Source organism: Microbacterium sp. che218 (genome assembly GCF_040436305.1).
In the GTDB taxonomy this organism is placed as follows: domain Bacteria; phylum Actinomycetota; class Actinomycetes; order Actinomycetales; family Microbacteriaceae; genus Microbacterium; species Microbacterium algihabitans.
Window position 1 is genome coordinate 3,272,185 of record NZ_AP031501.1, and the last position, 20,749, is coordinate 3,292,933.

At 68.4% G+C, this 20,749-nt stretch carries 17 protein-coding genes, 1 tRNA gene and 2 pseudogenes; 18 read left to right on the forward strand and 2 right to left on the reverse strand.

Features of this window, described 5'->3' with window-relative positions:
• Positions 1–26: 26 nt before the first annotated feature.
• Together ABXS86_RS15410 and ABXS86_RS15415 are read right to left on the reverse strand one after the other, a co-directional pair.
• Positions 27–881 (reverse strand): DNA-processing protein DprA, encoded by an 855-nt coding sequence (locus ABXS86_RS15410; RefSeq protein ID WP_353665039.1) that lies wholly within the window; start codon positions 879–881, stop codon positions 27–29.
• A 6-nt stretch (positions 882–887) separates the two neighbouring features.
• Positions 888–1,685: a hypothetical protein gene (locus tag ABXS86_RS15415; protein WP_353665040.1), complete on the reverse strand. Its 798-nt coding sequence runs from the start codon at positions 1,683–1,685 to the stop codon at positions 888–890.
• Between the two features lie 776 nt (positions 1,686–2,461).
• Here ABXS86_RS15415 and ABXS86_RS15420 point away from each other — a divergent pair.
• The 18 genes and pseudogenes from ABXS86_RS15420 (at position 2,462) to ABXS86_RS15505 (ending at position 20,744) form a co-directional block, all read left to right on the forward strand.
• Positions 2,462–4,462: an AAA family ATPase gene (locus ABXS86_RS15420; RefSeq protein ID WP_353665041.1), complete on the forward strand. Its 2,001-nt coding sequence runs from the start codon at positions 2,462–2,464 to the stop codon at positions 4,460–4,462.
• Positions 4,463–5,177: 715 nt separating this feature from the next.
• Positions 5,178–5,549 carry a hypothetical protein gene (locus ABXS86_RS15425; protein ID WP_353665042.1) on the forward strand — a complete coding sequence of 124 codons (372 nt, stop codon included), beginning with the start codon at positions 5,178–5,180 and terminating at the stop codon, positions 5,547–5,549.
• Complete coding sequence (locus tag ABXS86_RS15430) at positions 5,546–5,968, forward strand: hypothetical protein (protein ID WP_353665043.1); 423 nt, start codon at positions 5,546–5,548, stop codon at positions 5,966–5,968. Before ABXS86_RS15425 ends, ABXS86_RS15430 begins: the two co-directional genes overlap by 4 nt.
• Before the next feature lie 855 nt (positions 5,969–6,823).
• Positions 6,824–7,117 carry a hypothetical protein gene (locus ABXS86_RS15435; RefSeq protein WP_353665044.1) on the forward strand — a complete coding sequence of 98 codons (294 nt, stop codon included), beginning with the start codon at positions 6,824–6,826 and terminating at the stop codon, positions 7,115–7,117.
• Positions 7,114–7,545, forward strand: coding sequence for a hypothetical protein (locus tag ABXS86_RS15440; protein ID WP_353665045.1), 432 nt, complete (start codon positions 7,114–7,116; stop codon positions 7,543–7,545). The genes ABXS86_RS15435 and ABXS86_RS15440 overlap by 4 nt, the downstream gene beginning before the upstream one ends.
• A pseudogene (locus tag ABXS86_RS15445) lies at positions 7,542–8,627 on the forward strand (recombinase family protein); the annotation flags it as partial. The gene ABXS86_RS15440 and the pseudogene ABXS86_RS15445, both read left to right, overlap by 4 nt.
• Positions 8,628–9,214: 587 nt before the next feature.
• Positions 9,215–9,319, forward strand: a pseudogene (locus tag ABXS86_RS15450) (DUF4244 domain-containing protein); the annotation flags it as partial.
• A 38-nt stretch (positions 9,320–9,357) separates the two neighbouring features.
• Entirely contained in the window at positions 9,358–9,708 is a 351-nt protein-coding gene (locus tag ABXS86_RS15455; RefSeq protein WP_353665046.1) for a TadE family type IV pilus minor pilin, read from the forward strand.
• Complete coding sequence (locus ABXS86_RS15460) at positions 9,708–10,028, forward strand: Rv3654c family TadE-like protein (protein ID WP_307213084.1); 321 nt, start codon at positions 9,708–9,710, stop codon at positions 10,026–10,028. Before ABXS86_RS15455 ends, ABXS86_RS15460 begins: the two co-directional genes overlap by 1 nt.
• A gap of 68 nt (positions 10,029–10,096) precedes the next feature.
• A complete protein-coding gene (topA, locus tag ABXS86_RS15465; protein ID WP_307213082.1) occupies positions 10,097–12,961 on the forward strand; it encodes a type I DNA topoisomerase in 2,865 nt (954 codons plus the stop codon).
• Positions 12,958–13,632: a dTMP kinase gene (gene tmk, locus ABXS86_RS15470; RefSeq protein WP_307213080.1), complete on the forward strand. Its 675-nt coding sequence runs from the start codon at positions 12,958–12,960 to the stop codon at positions 13,630–13,632. The genes topA and tmk overlap by 4 nt, the downstream gene beginning before the upstream one ends.
• Before the next feature lie 70 nt (positions 13,633–13,702).
• On the forward strand, positions 13,703–14,881 hold the full coding sequence (locus ABXS86_RS15475) for a DNA polymerase III subunit delta' (RefSeq protein ID WP_353665047.1): 1,179 nt from the start codon (positions 13,703–13,705) through the stop codon (positions 14,879–14,881).
• Positions 14,878–16,419, forward strand: a complete 1,542-nt coding sequence (locus ABXS86_RS15480) for an alpha/beta hydrolase (RefSeq protein WP_353665048.1) — start codon at positions 14,878–14,880, stop codon at positions 16,417–16,419. Before ABXS86_RS15475 ends, ABXS86_RS15480 begins: the two co-directional genes overlap by 4 nt.
• Before the next feature lie 62 nt (positions 16,420–16,481).
• The gene (gene deoC / locus ABXS86_RS15485; RefSeq protein WP_353665049.1) at positions 16,482–17,153 is read left to right on the forward strand and encodes a deoxyribose-phosphate aldolase; all 672 of its coding nucleotides are present in this window, start codon (positions 16,482–16,484) and stop codon (positions 17,151–17,153) included.
• Positions 17,154–17,219: 66 nt separating this feature from the next.
• Positions 17,220–17,292: transfer RNA gene (locus ABXS86_RS15490), tRNA-Thr, on the forward strand.
• A gap of 153 nt (positions 17,293–17,445) precedes the next feature.
• Complete coding sequence (locus tag ABXS86_RS15495; protein WP_307213075.1) at positions 17,446–17,841, forward strand: hypothetical protein; 396 nt, start codon at positions 17,446–17,448, stop codon at positions 17,839–17,841.
• A gap of 75 nt (positions 17,842–17,916) precedes the next feature.
• Positions 17,917–20,169, forward strand: coding sequence for an MMPL family transporter (locus ABXS86_RS15500; RefSeq protein ID WP_307213073.1), 2,253 nt, complete (start codon positions 17,917–17,919; stop codon positions 20,167–20,169).
• Positions 20,166–20,744 carry an isochorismatase family protein gene (locus ABXS86_RS15505; protein ID WP_307213071.1) on the forward strand — a complete coding sequence of 193 codons (579 nt, stop codon included), beginning with the start codon at positions 20,166–20,168 and terminating at the stop codon, positions 20,742–20,744. Before ABXS86_RS15500 ends, ABXS86_RS15505 begins: the two co-directional genes overlap by 4 nt.
• Positions 20,745–20,749: the final 5 nt, after the last annotated feature.

The window sequence follows — 20,749 nt, forward strand, 5'->3', positions numbered from 1 at the left end:
ACGAACACTGCCCGCAGAGCGATGAGTCAGAACAGAGCTGGGGGTTCCGAGTTGCTGATGAAACCAGGGATGCGGTCCAGCACTTCGCTCAGCGCGTTGGTGGTCCGAATGGGCGTTGCACCCTCATCGAGGAGAATCCGGTTGCCATCAGGAGTCTGGTCCCCAAAATCCACTACGAGAACGGGCCTGCCGACATGGAGCGCACCTTGTCCCGCGGCAAGAGTCCCGCCTCGGGCTCCCGCTTCTATAACAAGGAGGGCCTTGGATAGGCCGTAGATGATGGCGTTACGAGCCATTGCGGCATGCGCCTGCCAAGTCTGCGAGGGCGCGAACTGCGACATGACGAGGGTTCGATCGGCATCGAAGTCCTTCGCGAAGTCGCGTTTCACTCTGAAGTAGTCGAAGCCCTCCGCCAACACGATGACGGTGCTCCCGCCTGTACGAAGTGCGGCGAGGTGTGTGGCTGTATCCACCCCCTTCGCGTAACCCGACACGACAACGAGTTTCTTACCGCTGACGGTTTCTCCGCACTTACTTGCGGCCGTGAGCCCGGGTGCGGACACATTCCGTGACCCACACATGCCCACCCCCTCGGAGTAAAGGAGGTCCCGATTGCCCTTGAAGAAGATGACGGGTGCGGCCGGTCGGGCCCCGAAGACTAACTGCGCGGGGTAATCCGGGTCACCAAACATGACCACGTCAATCCCGTCGTCAGACATCGCGATCGCTTTGCGCTGGACATCTGAACGCGACTCCGCGCTGAGCTCGGCGAAAGCTGCCTCCAGGCCTGCCGACCCTCCGGAACGCAACGCGGCAGTTATTCGCGACGGGGTCCGGAGACTGGCGAACGCCGCGAGAGCAAGCTCAAGCTTGCTAGCCAACTTCGATCACCTCCGTAGTGTTCGGGCGGCGGTCAGGGTGATGACCTCCGTTGCGCCTGCTCGCCGTGCGGCGCGTGCAGTCGCGTCGAGCGTTATCCCGGTGTAGAAGACGTCGTCAATGACGAGGATTCGCTCACTGACGCTCTCAGACAGCACAAAGTCGTCGCGCACAACCCGCTCACCCTCCTCCTTCTGCGGCGGACGAGCTGGGCCGGTTGTGACGATGTACCGCTTGCCGGTCCTCTGGGCGACGGCCCGGCCGAGTCTCTCGCCGAAACTGTTTCCGTCCCCCGCGCTACCCGGAGGTGAGGTGACAAGTCGGGTGCTCGCGTACACCGGGTGGTTTTCTACCAAGTCAACCATGGCATCGTAGAGCTCGCCGCGAGCCTGCCGAGAGCTCGAGCCGTTCGGATACGGAGCGTACTTCGTGAAATTGACTCGACGACCCATGTCAGTATTCACGAGGTTGCCCAGCTCGTCCGCGCGCTTGAACCAGTCGATGCTCGTTCCAAGGTTGACGTCAGGTCGGGCGCTGAGCGTCAGCCAGCCCTGCAAACGCTGCAGCAAGTCAGGTAGACCGTCGGGTACTCCGGACGGGAACCGAATAGCGTCGGTCCAGCTCTCAGCTCCCTTGTCGCTGAGGCTAATCCTGGAGCACGAACTCGCGTACCAGGCGAGAAGCAGGTCCGCAATTTCCTTCGGGCCGCACAGAAGCACAACGGGGTCGCCGGCCATGGTTTTGGCAACTTTGTATTTCTTGAGCTTGTTGCCGCGCGGATCAGGCGAGAACGGCGGAAAGTGCACAATTGGACTCATTTGAATTTCCCCCCACAGGTTTGCGTCGAGACTAGGGGGGACGCAGGACATCGGCGCGAAGCCGGTGCCATCGGCGTGTTCTGACTGCAGAGCGCGAGTGGGAAGCTCTACAGATCTTATCGAGACCCGTCGGTGGGGTCTTGGCGTTCCTGGGGACGATGACGACACGTCCGGAAGGACTTCCTACTTGTGCTGGGAAGTCCTTCCTGGTTGAATCGGCCCCGCAATTGAAGAACGACACAAGGTCGGAGCAGCGGTTCCGATCGCGGGAGTTGGCCAATACTCCCGCCGGTGAGCACTCCCTCCAGCGCACATCGATTACCCACGAGGGTGGAAGATCCGACAACGGATCGGCCCGGACGTCGCTCGTCCACAAGGCTTCCCCTCACCGGTATTCGGGGTGCGCTTCTGTCGTTCTTGGCACCCCCTCCGTGAGGAGGATGCGGTGGCCACTACACCCACCACACACTGGGCAGTCAGTGCCCTGCCCGCTGACGACGTACACCGTCTGCTGAACCTGCTTTTCGCCCCGGACTCCGGCACCGCGAAGGCGGAAGCCACATGAGGGCTGTCACCCAGCGCCGAATGCGCCGCACCTATCTCCGTTGGCGTGTCGGTTTCGCCGTCCGGCTTCTCGCCCACAACCTAAGCAACACACGAATTTGGCTGGTCGTCGGCGCTACGTCCGGGGCCATGACTCTCCTGTCTGCTCTCCTGGTCGGAGTGTCGACGTGGTGAGGTTGCCGCCTGACGCGCTTACAGCGATGTCTGAGCCTCTGGAGAACGCCGCGCTGGCCGCCGCGCTCACCTGGGCGGAGCAGGGCTGGCCCGTCCTCCCGCTGGGGGCAAACGGAAAACTGCCCGCAATCCCAAATGCACACGCGAAGAACGACCCGCAGCGAGGCAAGTGCAGAGGAGAGTGCGGCAGGCTCGGCCACGGCGTCCTTGACGCCAGCCGAGACCCCGCGAAAATCCGGGCTATGTTCGCCGGGCGACCGGACGCAAACGTCGGCGGTGCCACCACCGGCCGACTAGTCGTCGATATCGACTACCAGCACGACGGCATCCGAGTGGATTCGCTGCCAGGCACTCGCACGCACCTCTCTGGGCGCGGTAACGGTAACGAACACCTCTGTTACCGACCCGGGGGTTCACTCGGACAGACGCTTGGCCAAGGCAAACTCGCGCAGGGTGTTGACCTGAAAGCAGGTCCGGCGGCATACGTGGTTCTGCCGGGTTCGACGCATGCCGAGACTGGCAAGCCGTACACAATCGCTGACGAGTCCGTAGCGGAGCACATCGTCTCAGACGATGAAATTCGAGCGATTTGGGCCGACTACGGCGCAAAGCTGCCCGGCGCGACCTCCGAAACCCCCTCCTATGACCTGCCTGCGGGCGGTGTGCGTCTCGGCGGCTCGAACACCGTCGAGCTTCTCTCTAAACCGCCCGAGCGAGGAAGTGGCCAGACCAACGACTGGCTCACCAAGGTCGCTGGTCACTACGCGAACCTTTACCGAGGCAAGCGCGACCTGTACCTGCTGCACGTCAGGCAAGCCGCAGCGCTGGTGGACCCCAACTACGAAGACACCGAAAAGGTACTCGAGTCGGTCTGGTCCATTGAGCAGACGAAGTCGGCCCCCGTGGACGAGCGGAAGCAGCGGATCGCCGAGCGAGTCGAGGCGAAGCTCATCGAGCACGAGGCCAAGGCCCTGTTCGCGCGAACGCTTGCGGAGCTCGAGCCTGCCGACCCGTTCGATGCCGGGTCGCTGGCGGAGATCCTGGCCCGGCCCGATTCGACCCGCTTCCGTGTCGATGGGTTGATCCTCTCCGAGGGGTTTACCACCGTCGTCGCCGCACGAAAGACCGGCAAGACCACGTTCAACTTGAACCTCGCGGACTCGCTGCTCAGCGGCAGAGATTTCCTCGGACGGTTCCCGGTAGAGCCGGTCACGGGCCGCATCGCGCTCCTCAACTTTGAGGTTGCCGCGAAACAGGTGGCTCACTGGGCGAACCTCGTCGGCGTGGACCCGGAGCGGTTCGACATCGTGACGCTTCGCGGCCGTCGGAACCCGTTGCTGCACCCGCAGGACCGTGCCGACCTCGCCGAGTACCTGCGAGACCGTCAGGTCGAGTTCTTGTTCGTGGACCCACTGAGCCGAGCGTTCTACGGGGACAACGCCAACGACAACACGCAGATGCAGCGGTTCTTGTCGGACCTCGACACCTTCGCGCGGTCAGAGGTTGGGGCCAGCGACGTGGTCTTGAACGTCCACGCGGGCTGGAACGCCGACCGCTCGCGAGGCGCATCGGCCACGGAGGATCATCCCGACTCGATCATTTGGCTCAAACCCGGCGACCGCGAAAAAGGCGACAAGTCCACCTACATCGAGGCGAAAGGTCGAGACGTCGATGTGGAGGAAATGCAACTCGCGTTCGATCCGACGACATACCGGCTGAGCCTGACCGGTGAGGGGTCACGACGCGAAGTCAAGAGAGTGCAGAAGCAGGGGGACCTGGAGCCTCAAATCCTCCGGATCGTCGCGGCCGAACCAGGGATCAATACCCAGGGAGTGACGGGAGCACTGCGCGACGCCAAGGCCCGCTTCCAAAAGGGGGACGAGACAACCGCACTTGGAGCGATGTTCAACGGTGGACGGATCGGAAAGAGGAAAGGCCGGTACAACGCCACGCTTTGGTACCCCGCCGGGCATCCCGAAGCCGAGACGAAAACCTCTCTCGCGGGTATGGGCGAGGAGGAGTTCTGATGCAGTCTCCCCACAGTCTCCCCGCCGCAGTCTCCCCAGCACAGGCAATCCCGGAACGACGGGGTCTCCCCAAGTCTCCCCAAGTCTCCCCAACGGGCTCCCCCACCAGTCTCCCCGCCCCATTTATGGGGGCGGGGAGGCGGGGAGACTCCGGGGCACGAACTCCGGTACCCATCGCAACCGCAAGTAACACCCACCGCCTTTCGTACTTCTTCCGACCCTTTCGCGCGTGAGGAGCGCAAGTCATGACTCTTGATGAACCAGCCGTCGCCTCTCGCCCGGCGTGGATCGACGACAACCTCGACGAGATCAAAACCTGGGGTGCTGCCCCTGCTGGCCGCGATTGCCTCGTCCCGGCTTGCAGCCGCGAGGCGCTGACTCACGGTCTTTGCAAGACCCACCATCAGCGCGCGAAGAGGGCCTGGTCGCCCTCACCGTCGCAGGAGTCGTACCGTCGCCAGCCTCAGTCGGCAGGGGTCGTCCTGCCGCCCGACGAAGAACCATCCGCTCACGACGGCCAGGGAGGCCACCTGCGATGAACACATCGATCAGCCCAACGGTCAATGCCCCGTGCGGGCACGAGGTTTCGGCTTCCAGCCCTCACTGCGATTGGTGCGTAGCCGAGTTTCTCGAGCGTCGCGGGCACGACGTGGGCCGGGCCGGTCTGGTGGGGGTGAACGCGGGACTCGCCTTTGACATTTTTGAGGACGGCCGGGTGACGGCATACATGCTCCGCGCGGACGTCGTGGCGTTCGACAGCGGCGGTCTCTTCGACGCTTGGGTGGCGTCGGAGCAGCAGGTGGTGGGGACTCCGCACGTCGTCGTCGCCCAGCCCACGTTCCCAGTCGCTGTGCCCGCGCGGGATGTGACGGAGTTCTGCGGCCTCGTGTCGGAGTGGGCGACGCTGTTATTGCCGGTCGTCGAGTGGGCGATCAAGCACGTCGAGCTCGAGGGGCTCTCCCTCGAACTGGCGTCGTGGGCGGACTCACACGGGGTGAGCCCGAATGGTGTGAGCTTCATCGTCCGTGTCGCGTCGCTACTCGCACAGGCATTGGTGCGCCTTGAAGTAGGCGAGTCGGGATCGTGACCCTCAACCCGTTCGAACCGGTGGAGGTTGATGAGTACGCGCCGCCTCTCGGTCCCGCTGAGGAGTGGGCGGTGCCGTTCGGGCGATCCAATGACCGGCTCGCCGTGATGACCGTTCCTGAGGACGCGCCGCCTGGTGTCCGAGAGGGGATCGCGCGCCGACATATTCAGGTCGCAACGGAGTTCCAGCGGATGTTGCAGTTTCCGACTCCGTCTGTCGGCGCGCTGGCGTTCGATTCTGTGACCTCGAGTCCGCTGACACTGAACTCGGCCGGAGTGGTCGGCTCGGGTGGCGAGCGCGGCGGGACCACGATCAACAACACGACGAAGAATGTGACCTACGTCGCTGCCGAGCACCAGTCGCACACTTCCGAGGAGGCCCTATACGCGGCCCTCGGTTCGCCCCGGGTGAGGGACTGATGGCGGCCCTTCCTGGTCGGGTCGGCGGACGACAGCCGCCTATTCCCCCAGACGCCCCGTACGTGACCTCCGAGGGCAAACACTCCACCGAACCCGGCGCCGGGCCTTCCGGCTCCAGGAAAGCCCCTTCTGTGCCCGGAGACTGCCAAAGCACGGCCTCTCGGGCTGTGTGTTCTGCGCTCCGCCGGTTCGCGCCGCCACGAGGAACGCGACCGTGACAGAGGTGACAGCTGCCCGAGCAGACCTGGAGGGTGCATTGGAGTTCGCTCGGGAGGTCGGCTCGACAGTGCCCTGCCTGGGACCGGAAGGGCCGTTCTGGACCTCGGACGACGTGGATGAGCAGGCTGTTGCGGCGCTCGCGTGTGGCGACTGCCCGCTACCTATGCAGTGCGCGGCGTACGCGCGGCTCACACATGCGTCTGCCGGAGTCTGGGGTGATCGGATCCATGGTGGTTCCGCTCGGGCGTTGCGCGACGTCAAAGGTCTCCGGTCGACAGTCCTGCCGAAGGGCACGAAGAAGCGACCGGACGGGGGTCTCTTGTGGCGGTGCGGGTGCCTCGGACGAACCCGAGGGGGTGGTATCGCCCCGGCCATGACTCGCTTCACCTGGTGCGACTGGTCGACGGCCTTCGTGGTGGTCGGCTGCCGCTCCTCAGCGCGGCTGAGTCGCTGTCGCACAGCCCGCGGCTTCGGCCCAAGCTCCTGCATCGGCTCGGGGTGGTGCTCCGACGTGGCTAATTGTGTGGCGTTTTCCGCACTGTTTTCCTGGTTTTTGGGCCGGAAACACCCGGTCAAGTGCGCAATCGAGAGTTGAGTAGGAGTGCCAGTCGTGGACAAAAATGTGTTGGTTGGGCGATGAACGCACACAGCGAGCCGATGGTGGGGTTTTTCGACCCCGTCGCTCGTAACTCAGCGGACCAGAAGCGCGCCTTCAAGTACCCGCCAGCGATCGAGCCGCAGAACGCCCCGTGGTCGCAGATCCTCGACCGGGCCGCAACAGAGTTCGCCCTCGACCACTGCCCGGAAGCCACCCTTGAGAACGCCCTCGAGAACTTCGAGCAGGCGAACGGCCGGGCGGCGGACCCCGAGCGGGCGGAGGACTTCGAAGAAGTCATGGAACGGACGCTGACGCTTCTGGGGTGGGAATGATGAACGTCGCGGAACCGTGGCACAAGCTCTGCCCAAGCTGCCGCCAGTTCAAGCTCCTGGGGAGCTTCGCGCTTCGGGAGAAGGGCGGCACTGCGCGCCAGGGATGGTGCCGGGCGTGCGTGAGCAGTGCGAAGCGAACCACCCGCGCGCCGGACCTGCACCTGAACGGCGACCCCGCCGCAATGAGCGTTGAGGAGGCGGCTATCGCCGCCCTCATCGTCGCCGCCACCACACCGCCCGTTGACGGACCACCCCACGAACTCGCAGCCGAAGCCATCGACACCTGGCGGGCGGTTTACCCGCTGCTACGCACCGCGGCGGCGCGCCACGGGCTCACCATGCTTCAACCGGTCGGTTGGCCCGCCGCGTCCCAGGTGCTCGCGGAAGCGCGCGCACAACTGCCCAACGAACCGGAGGCCACCTCATGAGTACTGACGCGCTTCGCGCCGCATCATACCGACGAGTCTCCTCGGAGGGGCAAAAGGACAACACGTCGCTGCCGGAACAGCGCCGAAAGACCCGTGAGGAGGCCGAGCGTCGCGGCTGGACTCTTGTCGCCGAGTACGCCGACGAGGGCCTCTCTGGCACCGACGCTAACCGCCCCGGCTGGCGGCAGATGCTCGCCGACGCCGAGGCCGGGAAGTTCGACGTCCTGGTCGTGCTCAACACAAAGCGTTTCGCGCGTAAGTCGTGGCACGCGATCAAGGAGATGGAGAACCTGCTCGAACTTGGGGTGTCGCTCGTGTCCCTCCAGGAGTCCTTCGATCTGTCCACCCCCGCGGGGCGGGCCATGTTCGGTATGTCGGCGGTGTTCGCGAACCTCGACCGCGACTCGATCGTCGAAAACACGGTCGCCGGACAGCGCGCGCTTGCCCGAGACAACCGTCTGCCGGGTGGGGAGCCCCCCTACGGTTACCGGCGGGAAGGCCAGCGGCGCACCTCGGTCGTTGTGCCCGACGAGGCCGAGCGCCAGGTGCTCAGGCTCGGCTACGACCTGCTGGTGAAGCGACGTCTCAACGCGTACCAGGTGGCGGACCAACTGAACGATGCCAGGGTGCGGCCCCGCAAGGCAGAGCGGTGGTCGGCCGAAGTCGTCCGCGGGATCTGGCGCAACCCGACGAATGCGACGGGCAAGGTCACCTGGGGCGCTCCGAAGGCCAGCGAGGCGGGTGGCCAGCGCCGTCACAAGGCCAAGGTGGACCGCCAGGGGAACCCGGTGCATGGGGGCGCGGTCGAGGTAAATCTCGGGTCGCCGACGTTCACCACGGCACAGCACGGGGCAGTCGTACGGGCGCTCGAACGTCGGATCACCGGGACTGCAGCCAAGCCCGCGGTGTCCCGGTTGCTCACCGGCCGGGTGTTCTCCACCGAGGGCCACGCAATGTACGCCGTCAACCTTCCACGCGAGACCTGGGAGGGGGCCTACCGCTGCTCAAAGCGACGGGCGTCCGCCGGTTACGACCGGTGCAGCTGCCCACAGCTTCGCGCGAAGCCCGTCGAGGACACCGTGTGGGCGGCAGTCGTCGAACTATTGGGCGACCCGGCGCGACTTGAACGAGCAGCTCGCGAGTACCTGGCGTTGCCTGACGAGGACGGCGACGCTGAGGCGGACGCCCGAGCGCTCGCAGGGGTTGAGGCGGAGGTCGAGAAGCTTGAACGGGCACTTTCCCGTGCCGAGCGCGGGATGCTGATGGCGGACACGGCCGACGATGAACGCCGCCAGCAGTCACTGGTGGCCGACCTCAAGCGGGAACTGACTTCGGCGCGGGATCGACTCGCTGGTTACCGGGCGTTGGTGTCGTCTTCGGAGGCTCGCGGTCAGGCCCTGGAAGACGTGGCGGCACTTGCCGAACGTGCGCGCGGTCGACTGCACACGATGGGGGCGGCGGAACGCGCCGAGGTGGTCCGGATCCTTCAGGTGTCTGTGGTCGTCGGCGGCGAGATTGTCAGCGGCGAAGCGCAGACGCTTGTCATCTCGGGGGTCGTGGATCCGCGGTTGTGGGCTCCGTCGTCGAGCAGCGAGGGGACGACTCAGAAGTGGACTCCCGTCTACCGGAACACAGACTCCAAGGCTCAGTCAGCACGGGGTGTCGGCCCATGGCGGCCGTCGCCTTCGCGGGATTGCTCGTCATCATCATGCGCAGCGACGAGGTGCGCGGCATCCTCACCGACCTGGTGCGCCGCGCCCTGACGGTGCAATGACGAGGTCCTGGTCGCGCAGCGGGTGTACTCGCATCGCGGTGGCGGGCGCGTCGAGAGGTGAGACCGGCCGACGGCTCGGTGAACGGGGGTCGGTCACGGCCGAGTTCGCCGTCGCCCTGCCCGCCGTGCTGGTCGTGCTCGCCCTGGCGGTCGGTGCGCTGGGCACGGCGGCGGCGACCATCCGCGTGCAGCACGCCGCCACCGAGGCGGCGCGGCTCCTCGGCCGCGGCGACATAAGCGGGCTCGCTCGGGTCGCCGAGATCGGGGCCACGGCGACGGTGCAGCGTTCGGACCACCTGGTGTGCGTCGAGGCCTCGGCCCCCGTGTCGCTGCACCTCCCTCTCCCTCCCGTCTCCGCCCGGGCGTGCGCCCTGGATGGGGGGCACTGATGGCCGGAGCGACGGCGACGGTGGGGGTGGTCGCCGTCGTGGCGGCCCTGGCCGTCGGGCTCGGCTGCGTCGGCGGGGCCGCGATCACCGCGTCGCGCCTCGCGGGGACGGCCGATGCGGCCGCGCTCGCCGCGGCGGACGCGGCGAGCGGGGCGGTGACGGGCACCCCGTGCGACGAAGCGGGACGCATCGCCGCGGCCGGCGGAGCGACCCTGCGAGAGTGCGATGTCGCAGGCCTCGTCGCCACCGTCACCGTCGGCGGGGCGTACGGTGGAATCTCCCTCGATGCGCGCTCGCGAGCCGGACCCCCAATCCGGTGAGCCCGTGAGACCTCCCGGAACCCGAACAGGGAGGCGTGTGTATGGTGTGCATCGAAGAAAGGACCCCAGTGGCAAACGGAAAGAAGCTCGTCATCGTCGAGTCCCCGACGAAGATGAAGTCGATCCAGGGATACCTCGGCGACGACTACGAGGTGCTCAGCTCGGTCGGTCACATCCGCGACCTCGCGTCGAAGAAGGAGATCCCGGCCGACAAGAAGGCGGCGTACGGCAAGTACTCCATCGACGTCGAGAACGACTTCGACCCCTTCTACGTGGTCAACGATCGCAAGACGAAGACCGTCGCCGAGCTCAAGCGCGCGCTCAAGACGGCCGACGAAGTCCTGCTCGCCACTGATGGTGACCGCGAAGGCGAAGCCATCGCGTGGCACCTGCTCGAGGTCCTCAAGCCCAAGGTCCCCGTGCGTCGCATGATCTTCCACGAGATCACCAAGGACGCCATCAAAGAAGCGGCCGAACACACGCGCGAGCTCGACGTCTCGCTCGTCGACGCGCAGGAGACCCGCCGCGTCCTCGACCGCCTCTACGGCTGGGACGTCTCGCCGGTCCTGTGGCGCAAGGTCGGCTCGGGTCGCGAGGGCACCGCCCTCAGCGCCGGCCGCGTGCAGTCCGCCGCCACCCGCATGGTCGTCGAGCGCGAGCGCGAGCGCATGGCATTCGTGTCGGCCTCCTACTGGGACGTCGAAGCGCTCGCCTCGCAGGCGGGGTCGTCGTTCCGCACGCGCCTGAACCGCCTCGACGGTGCCCCCATCGCCCGCGGTGGCGACTACGACGACAACGGACAGCTGAAGAAGGCCGTCGTCGTGCTGGGTGAAGAGCAGGCCCGGGCCCTGGCCGAGGCGATCACCGCCGCCGGTCGCGCGACGGTCGCCAAGGTCGAGGCGAAGCCCGGCACCCGCAGCCCGCGCGCCCCTTTCACCACCTCCACGATGCAGCAGGAGGCCGGTCGCAAGCTCTCGATGAGCGCCAAGCACGCCATGGGCGTCGCGCAGCGGCTCTACGAGAAGGGCTTCATCACTTATATGCGTACCGACTCGGTCGCGCTGTCGGGCCAGGCCATCTCGGCCGCCCGTGCGCAGGCCGTGGCGCTCTACGGCGACAAGGCCGTTCCCGCCAACCCCCGCCTGTACAAGAGCAAGTCGAAGAACGCGCAGGAGGCGCACGAGGCGATCCGTCCCTCGGGTGAGACCTTCCGCACGCCCGCCTCGCTCGCCTCGTCGCTCGACCGCGACGAGCAGAAGCTCTACGACCTCATCTGGAAGCGCACCGTCGCGAGCCAGATGGCGGATGCCAAGTACGAGACGACGACCGTCACGCTCACCGTGCAGGCGGGCGCGCAGACCGCCGAGTTCACGGCATCCGGCACCGTCTACACCTTCAAGGGCTTCCTCGAGGCGTACGAAGAGGGCGCCGACGAGAAGCGCAACGACGACGACGCCGACCAGTCGCTGCCCGCGGTGGCCGTCGGCGACGAGCTCGCCGTCAGCGACGTGGAGCCCAAGGGGCACAGCACCTCGCCGAAGCCGCGCTACACCGAGGCGAGCCTGGTGAAGGCCCTCGAAGAGAAGGGGATCGGCCGCCCGTCGACCTTCGCCAGCATCATCGGCGTCATCCTCGACCGCGGCTACGTCACCAAGCGGGGTCAGGCGCTCGTGCCGAGCTGGCTCGCGTTCAGCGTCGTACGACTGCTCGAAGAGCACTTCGCCGACCTGGTCGACTACGACTTCACCGCCGCCCTCGAAGACGACCTCGACGCCATCGCGCGCGGGGAGCAGCGCCGCACCGAGTGGCTGAAGTCGTTCTACTTCGGCTCGGACAAGCAGGTGGGTCTGCGTCACATCGTCGACAACCTCGGCGAGATCGACGCGCGCGAGCTCAACTCCACGCGCATCACCGACACCGCGACCCTGCGCTTCGGCAAGTACGGCCCCTACCTCGAGGTCACCGACCCGGCGGACGACGCCGAGGCCAAGCCGCGCATCGTCAACATCCCCGAAGACCTCGCGCCCGATGAGCTCACGCCCCAGAAGGCGCAGGAACTCATCGACGCTCCGGTCGCGGGCGACCGCGTGCTGGGAGAGAACCCCGAGAACGGCAAGCTCGTCGTCGTCAAGGACGGCCGCTTCGGTCCCTACGTGCAGGAGGTCGACGCCGAGGAGCCCGAGGAGGTCGACCAGGCCACGGGTGAGGTCGTCGAGCAGCCGAAGAAGCGCACGGCGAAGAAGGACGCGGCCCCCAAGCCCCGCACCGCCTCGCTGTTCCGCTCGATGTCGGTCGACACGATCGAGCTGGACACCGCCCTGCAGTTGCTCTCGCTGCCGCGCGTCGTGGGCGCCGACCCGACGTCGGGCGAGGAGATCACCGCGCAGAACGGTCGGTTCGGTCCGTATCTGAAGAAGGGCACCGACTCGCGGTCGCTCGACGACGAGAAGCAGATCTTCGACATCACCCTCGAGGAGGCGCTGGCCAAGTACGCCGAGCCCAAGTACGGCGCTCGCCGTGCCTCGAGCGCCTTGAAGGAGTTCGACGCCGACCCGGTCAGCGGCAAGCCGCTCAAGCTCAAGGACGGCCGCTTCGGTCCGTACGTCACCGACGGCGAGACCAACGCCACGGTGCCGCGCGGCGAGAACGCCATGGAGATCACCTTCGAGCGCGCCGTCGAGTTGATCGCCGACAAGCGCGCGAAGGGACCGGCGCCGAAGCGGACGACCGCTGCGCGCAAGGCCCCGGCCGCCAAGACCGCCGCGGCCAAGACCACGGCCGCGAAGACGACGGCGGCGAAGAAGACCACGGCGACCAAGACGACGGCGGCGAAGACCGCGGCGGCCAAGACCACCGCGGCCAAGACGACGGCGGCGAAGACGACCGCCGCCAAGGCGACGACCACGCGCAAGGCGCCGGCGAAGAAGTCGTGACCGGCGACTCCACCCGGCCGCTGCAGGTCCCTCGGGCCGCGGCGGCCGGTGGGCCCGGCCTGTTCGTGACGTTCGAGGGCGGCGACGGCGCGGGCAAGACCACGCAGGCGTCGCTGCTAGAGGAATGGCTGACCGACCAGGGGCATCAGGTCGTGCGCACGCGCGAGCCCGGGGGGACCGAGGTGGGGGTCCGCATCCGCGACATCGTGCTGCATCACCGCGGTCACGTCGCCTCCCGTGCCGAAGCCCTGCTGTACGCCGCCGACCGCGCGCACCACGTCGAGACCCTCGTGCGGCCCGCGATCGCGAGGGGCGACGTGGTCATCCAAGACCGCTACCTCGACTCCTCGGTCGCCTACCAGGGCGCGGGGCGGGTGCTCGACGCCGACGACGTCCGAGCGCTGTCGCTGTGGGCGGCCGAAGGGCTGCTCCCCGACCTGACCGTGCTCCTCGACCTCGACCCCGCGGCGGCACGAGCGCGCCTCGACGCCGACGACAAACCGTTCGACCGGCTCGAGGCCGAGAAGAGCGAGTTCCACGCCCGCGTGCGAGCGGGTTTCCTCGCGCTCGCCGCCGACGAGCCCGAGCGCTTCCTGGTGCTCGACGCCGCGCGCCCGGCCGACGAGCTGGCGGCGCGCGTGCGCGAGGCCGTCGGCCGACGACTGGGCTGACCGCGGGTCAGCAGGGGATGCACAGCCGCGCATCGACGGCGGTGTCCGACCCCCCGGATAGGCTGGGCGCATGTCCGTCGTGATCGAGCCGTCGCCCCGGACCGCCGGTCCGGCGCCCTTCCCGTGGGACGCCGTGTGGGGGCAAGACGAGGCGGTCGCGAGCTTGCGCACCGCGGCATCCGATCGCTCCGCCCTCGCCCACGCGTGGCTCATCACCGGTCCGCCCGGTTCGGGTCGCTCGACCCTCGCCTACGCCTTCGCCGCCGCGCTGATCGCCGACCCCGGTGACGAGCAGGCTCAGCGGCAGGTGCTCGCGCGCACCCATCCCGACCTCACCGCGCTGCGCACCGAGCAGGTCGTGATCCGCATCGACGAGGCCCGCCGCCTCGTCGAGCGCGCCTCCTTCGCGCCCTCGCTCGGGCGACACCGCGTGATCGTCGTCGAAGACGCCGACCGCATGTCGGAGCGCACCTCGAACGTGTTGTTGAAGGCGCTCGAGGAACCACCCGAGAAGACCGTCTGGGTGCTGTGCGCACCCAGCGACGCCGACCTGCTGCCGACCATCCGCTCGCGCGTTCGCGTGCTGCGCCTGGCCGAGCCGAGCGTGGCCGATGTCGCGGCGCTCATCGTCGAACGCACCGGAGTGACCCCCGAGGTCGCGGAGGAGTCCGCCCGGCACGCGCAACGCCACATCGGCATGGCGCAGCGCCTGGCCACCGACGACGACGCCCGCGCCCGGCGGGCCGAGACGCTCGCCGCGGTGCTCGCGGTGCGGGGCATCGGCGACGCCGTCGACGTGGCGAGCCGCATCGTGCGACTGGCGACCGACGACGCCAAGGCGCTCACCGCGACTCGCGACGAAGAAGAGCGCCGCTCCTTGCTGCGCATGCTCGGCGTGGCCGAGGGTGCTGCCGTGCCGCCCTCGGTGCGCGGGCAGGTCAACGCACTCGAAGACGACCAGAAGCGTCGCGCCACGCGCAGCCTGCGCGACGGGATCGACCGCGTGCTCACCGACCTGCAGTCGTTGTTCCGCGATGTCGTGATGATCCAGTACGGGCGCGACGGCGACCTCGTCAACAGCGAGCGCATCGACGCGCTCCGCGCCCTCGCGAACGAGTGGTCGCCCGCCCGCACCCTCGGGGTGCTCGACCGCATCTCGGTCACCCGCCGCAACCTCGAGCAGAACGCCGCCCCGGTGCTGGCCTTGGAGAGTCTCATGATCACCGTCGCCAACGGATCGACCCCGTGAGCCTGCGCAGGCGCATCACCGCCGCCGCGGCCGGTCTCGCCGGCCTCGCCCTCGTTCTGAGCGGGTGCCTCTACGCGCAGATCCCGCCCACGGCCCCCGTCGACGGGCCGTCGCCCACGCCTCAGACCGAGGGCATCGACTCCTCACTTTTGCCCTATTACGGTCAGACGCTCGGTTGGCAACCCTGCGGATCCGCCGGTTTCGACTGCACGAGCGTCACGGCGCCGCGCGACTACGCCGACCCCTCGGCGGGCGAGCTGCAGCTGGCCGTCATCCGCCACCGCGCGACGTCGGGACAACCGCTCGGGTCGCTCCTGACGAACCCGGGCGGCCCGGGCGTGAGCGGCGTCGACACCGTGCGCGACTCCCTCTCGCTCGTGGCGGACGAGACGCTGACGCGCGACTACGACGTCATCGGCTTCGACCCGCGCGGAGTCGGGCAGTCCGCGCCCGTCACCTGCTTCGACGCGGCCGGCATGGACGCCTTCCTGTACGACATCCCGCCCGGTGAGCGGGGGAGCGACGAGCGCAACGCCGCCCTCGAGAAGCGGCAGGCCGACTTCGCCCAGGCATGCGCCGACAACAGCGACGGCATCCTGCCGTACGTCTCGACCGCGAACGCCGCGCGCGACATGGATTTGCTGCGGGCGGTGCTCGGCGACGAGAAGCTCAACTACCTCGGGTTCTCCTACGGCTCGTTCCTCGGCACCACGTACGCGGGACTCTTCCCCGAGCGGGTCGGACGCATGGTGCTCGACGGCGGGATCGACCCGAGCCTTCCGTCGAGCGCGAGCGGCATCGCTCAGGCGGTCGGGTTCGAGAACGCCCTGCGCGCCTTCATGGCCGACTGTCTCACCTCGTCGGAGTGCCCGTTCACCGGCTCGGTCGACGACGCGATGAACGACCTGTCGTCCCTGCTGTCCCGTGTGGATGCGCGCCCCCTCGCCGCCGGCGACGGACGGCAGCTCGGAGCCGACACGCTCGTGACCTCGATCGTCGCGGCGCTGTACAGCGATCAGAACTGGCCCTATCTGCGGCAGGCGCTCGCCGGCGTGCAGAACGGCGACGCCACGGTGGCCTTCCAGCTCGCCGACTTCTACAACGGACGCGTCGACGGCACCTACCAAGACAACACCATGCAGGCGCTGCGCGCCTACAACTGCGTCGACTACCCCGACGAAGGCGACGAAGACGACCCGCAGCTGCTGGCCGAGCTCGAGCAGAAGGCCCCCGTCGTCGCTCCGTATTGGATCGGGCCCGACGCGTGCGCCGCCTGGCCGGCGCCGCCGACCGGCGTCCGCGAGAAGATCACGGCGCCGGGATCGCCGCCCATCGTGGTGCTGGGCACCACCGGTGACCCGGCCACGCCGTACACCGAGGCGCAGGCGCTCGCGGAGCAGCTCTCGCAGGGCGTCCTCGTCACCTACGTGGGCGAGGGACACCTCGCCTACAACAAGGGCAACGACTGCGTGAACTCGGCCGTCGACGACTACCTCGTCGACGGCACCGTCCCCGCCGCGGGGCTCCGCTGCGAGTAGCGGCACGACGCCGCGACCCCCACCCGCCTAGGCTTGTCACGTCACATCTCGAGGAGACCCCTATGACCGCGCCCATCGCCGACCTGGCGAGCTACATCGACCACACGCTGCTCAAGCCCGAGGCCACCCGCGCCGACGTCGAGCGCCTCATCGCCGAGGGCGCCGAGCTCGGAACGTACAGCGTGTGCATCTCGCCCTCGTTCCTGCCCGTCGACCTGCCGGCGGGACTCAAGCTCGCCGTCGTCTGCGGCTTCCCGAGCGGCAAGCACCACGCCGAGGTCAAGGCCGCCGAGGCCGCGCTCTCGGTCGCCCAGGGCGCCGACGAGATCGACATGGTTATCGACGTGGGTGCGGCCATCTCGGGCTCGTACGACGTGGTCGAGGCCGAGATCCGCGCCGTGCGCACGGCTGCTCCGGCGCCCACGGTGCTGAAGGTCATCATCGAGTCCGCCGCGCTCAGCGACGAGGCCATCGTCGCGGTGTGCGAGGCGGCGGTCGTCGCCGGTGCCGACTTCGTCAAGACGTCCACCGGTTTCCACCCCGCCGGCGGCGCCAGCGTCCACGCCGTCGAGCTCATGAAGCGCACCGTCGGCGATCGCGCCGAGGTCAAGGCATCCGGCGGGGTGCGCACCCGCGCCGCCGCCGAAGAGATGATCGCGGCGGGGGCCACGCGCCTCGGTCTGTCGTCGAGCCGCGACATCCTCGCGGACCGGTCGGCGACCGGCGACTACTGACCCGCGTACCGCGAGGCCCGCTGGAGCATGTAAGATCGATGATCGTGCACGCGACAGCGCGCACGTGCCGCCTTAGCTCAGACGGCAGAGCGATTCACTCGTAATGAATAGGTCAAGGGTTCGATTCCCTTAGGCGGCTCCGAAGGCCCTCACCCGCTTCCACCGGGTGGGGGCCTTTTTGCATCCCGCGCGACGAGCAGGGGGTCGGCGACGGCGCCCGATAGGCTGAGGAGCGCCTCGTTCCGCGCTCGCGCGACGGCGTCTTTCCGCCCGATACCCCGCAGGAGCCCCCGTGTCGAACGCCCTCGATGCCGTCATCGAGATCTTCACGTGGGTGGGCCTCGGCGGTGGTCTGCTCCTCGCCTTCGCGGCGGTGTTCCTCTTCCTCGCCGACGGCACGTGGCTGCCCGCCCGCGCCGTCGTGGAGCACGTCGAGGGTGGGCGCGTCGTGCGGTGGTTCGACGACGACGGCGGGGTCAACGAGGCGCCGCTGTCCGCGCACGACGACGCCAAGGTCGGGGCCGCGGACATGACCGACATCTTCTATCGCCGGGGGAGTGCGCACCGCATGCGCCTGACGAAGTCGTCGCCGCTCGTGCGGTTCGTCTCGTTGCTGGCGGCCGGGGTGCTCTCGCTCGGGACCATCGCGTTCGTGATCTCGATCGTGCTGCTGTTCGCCCGGGGGTGATCCGACCCCGGCTCACGCGCGGCGTGCGGAGGCCGGACTTGACGAACGAACTATATTGCTAGATAAGCTAGCGATATGCCCGACGCTCCCGCGCCCACTCGCCGCCGTTCACGCCGACTCGACGATCGACCGACGGTGTCGCGCTGGCTTCGCGTCGGCATCCCGAGCCTTCTCGTGCTCCTGTGGGTGGTGGGCGGCTCGATCGGCGGACCGTTCTTCGGCAAGGTCGACCAGGTCGCCACCAACGACCAGTCGTCGTTCCTTCCCCAGTCGGCGGATGCCACCCGGGTGAGCGAGCGCCTGACCGACTTCGTCGGCAGTGACACGATTCCGGCCATCGTCGTGGCCTCATCCGCCGACGGCACTGCCCTGAGCGATGAGCAGGTGACCGACCTGCAGACCCTCGCCACCGACATCGCAGGTCTCGACGGCGTCAGCGGAGAGGCGTCGCCACCCGTGGTCTCGGACGACGGGCAGGCCGCGCAGATCTTCGTGCCCATCGACAGCTCCGGCGAGGTGCGCGACGTCGTCGAGCAGGTGCGCGAGAAGGTGTCCGCCGAGGCGCCCGCCGGTGTCGACGCGTGGGTCACGGGCCCCGCCGGCTTCACCGCCGATCTCGCCAAGGGGTTCCTCGGCATCGACGGACTGCTGCTCGGTGTCGCGTTGATCGCGGTCTTCGTCATCCTCGTGATCGTCTACCGGTCGCCGCTGCTGCCGGTGCTCGTGCTGCTGACCTCGGTCTTCGCGCTGTGCGTGGCGCTGTTGACCGTCTGGTGGCTCGCCTACGCGGGCATCGTCGTGCTCAACGGCCAGGTCCAGGGCATCCTGTTCATCCTCGTGATCGGTGCCGCAACCGACTACGCACTGCTTTACACCGCACGGTTCCGCGAGGCGATCGGCGAAGGTCGCAAGAGGTGGGATGCCACGACCCGGGCCTGGCGCGGAGCGTTCGAGCCCATCCTGGCCTCGGGTGGCACGGTCATCGCGGGCCTGCTCTGCCTGCTCCTGTCGGATCTGGCGACCAACCGGGCCCTCGGCCCGATCGCCTCGATCGGCATCGCCTTCGCGGTGCTGTCGGCGCTGACCTTCCTTCCGGCCCTGCTCGCCCTGGTGGGTCGCGCGGCGTTCTGGCCCTTCCTGCCCAAGCCGGGCACCACCGCCCTGCCCGCCGACCTCACGCAGCCCGCTAAGGGCCTGTGGCCGCGGCAGGCGCGTTTCGTCGCGCGCCGGGCCCGCCCGGTCTGGATCGTGTGCATGCTCGTGCTCCTGGCCGCGTGCGTCGGGGTGACGCAGCTCCGCGCCGACGGCGTGCCCGCGAGCGACCTGGTGCTGGGGGCGTCCGAGGCGCGTGACGGCCAGGCCGCGCTCGCCGAGCACTTCCCGGGCGGGTCGGGAAGCCCCGCGTACGTGCTGGTCCCCGAAGCGCAGGCGGCTCAGGCCGTCGAGGTGCTCGACGGAGCGACGGGCGTCGACGCCGTGGCCGTGCTCAGCGGCGACGCGCCCGGCGGTCAGTCGCCGGTGAGCGTCGTCGACGGCGCCCTGCAGACCACGGCGTTCGGCCCTCCCGGCACGCCCGCCCCCGCGCCCGCCGTCTCGAACGGCGACGTGCTGCTCGCGGCGACGCTCTCGGACACCGCGGATTCGCCCGCCGCAGACGAGGCCGTGCGGCAGCTGCGCGTCGATCTCACCGACCGGCTCGGCGAGGGCACGGCCCTGGTCGGCGGCGTCACGGCCACCGACATCGACTCCATTGACACGTCGATCCGCGACCGTTCGCTGATCATCCCGGTCGTCCTCGTGGTGATCCTGCTCATCCTGATGGCGCTGCTGCGCTCGATCGTGGCCCCGCTGCTGCTGATGGGAACGGTGGTGGTGTCGTTCGGCGCCGCCCTCGGGATCAGCGCCCTCGTCTTCGACGGCGTCTTCGGCTTCCCGGGCGCCGATCCCGCCGTCCCCCTGTACGGCTTCGTCTTCCTCGTCGCACTCGGGGTGGATTACAACATCTTCCTGATGTCGCGCGTGCGGGAGGAGTCGCTCGCGCACGGCACCCGCGCGGGCATCCTGCGCGGTCTGGTCGCCACCGGCGGCGTCATCACCTCGGCGGGGCTCGTGCTGGCGGCCACGTTCGCGGCCCTCGGCGTCATCCCGATCCTCTTCCTCGCGCAGATCGCCTTCATCGTCGCCTTCGGCGTGCTGCTCGACACCTTCGTGGTGCGCTCGTTGCTCGTGCCCGCCCTCGCGTACGACCTCGGTCGACGCATCTGGTGGCCCTCGAAGCTCGGTCGGCAGGAGCGGGCGGATGCCGACGCGCCTAGGCTCGAGGCATGACCCGGGCCCTGTTCATCGTCGATGTCCAGAACGACTTCACCGAGCACGGCGCCTTGGGCGTCGAGGGAGGGGACGCGGTCGCCGAGCGCATCTCGCGCTTCCTCGAGCGACACGCGGGGGAGTACTCCGTGATCGTCGCCTCGCGCGACTGGCATCACGGCGACGATGACAACGGCGGGCACTTCTCGTCGACCCCCGACTTCGTCGACTCGTGGCCCGTGCACTGCGTCGGTGGCACCCCTGGCGCCGACTACGACGAGTTCTTCGACACCTCGCGGGTCACGCACCACCTCAAGAAGGGGCAGGGCAAGCCCGCCTACTCGCTCTTCGAGGGAGTGTCCGACGAGGGAGAGACCGCCGCGCAGATCCTCGAGGCCCACGGCATCCGCGACATCGATCTGGTGGGGATCGCGACCGACTACTGCGTGCGCGCCTCGACCCTCGACGCGCTGGCGGCCGGTCGCGGGGTGCGCGTGTTCACCGACCTGATCGCGGGGGTGCACCCCGACTCGAGCGCCACCGCTCTCGCCGAGCTCGAGGCAGCCGGTGCACGGCTGACCCGCTCGGCGGAGTGAGTTCG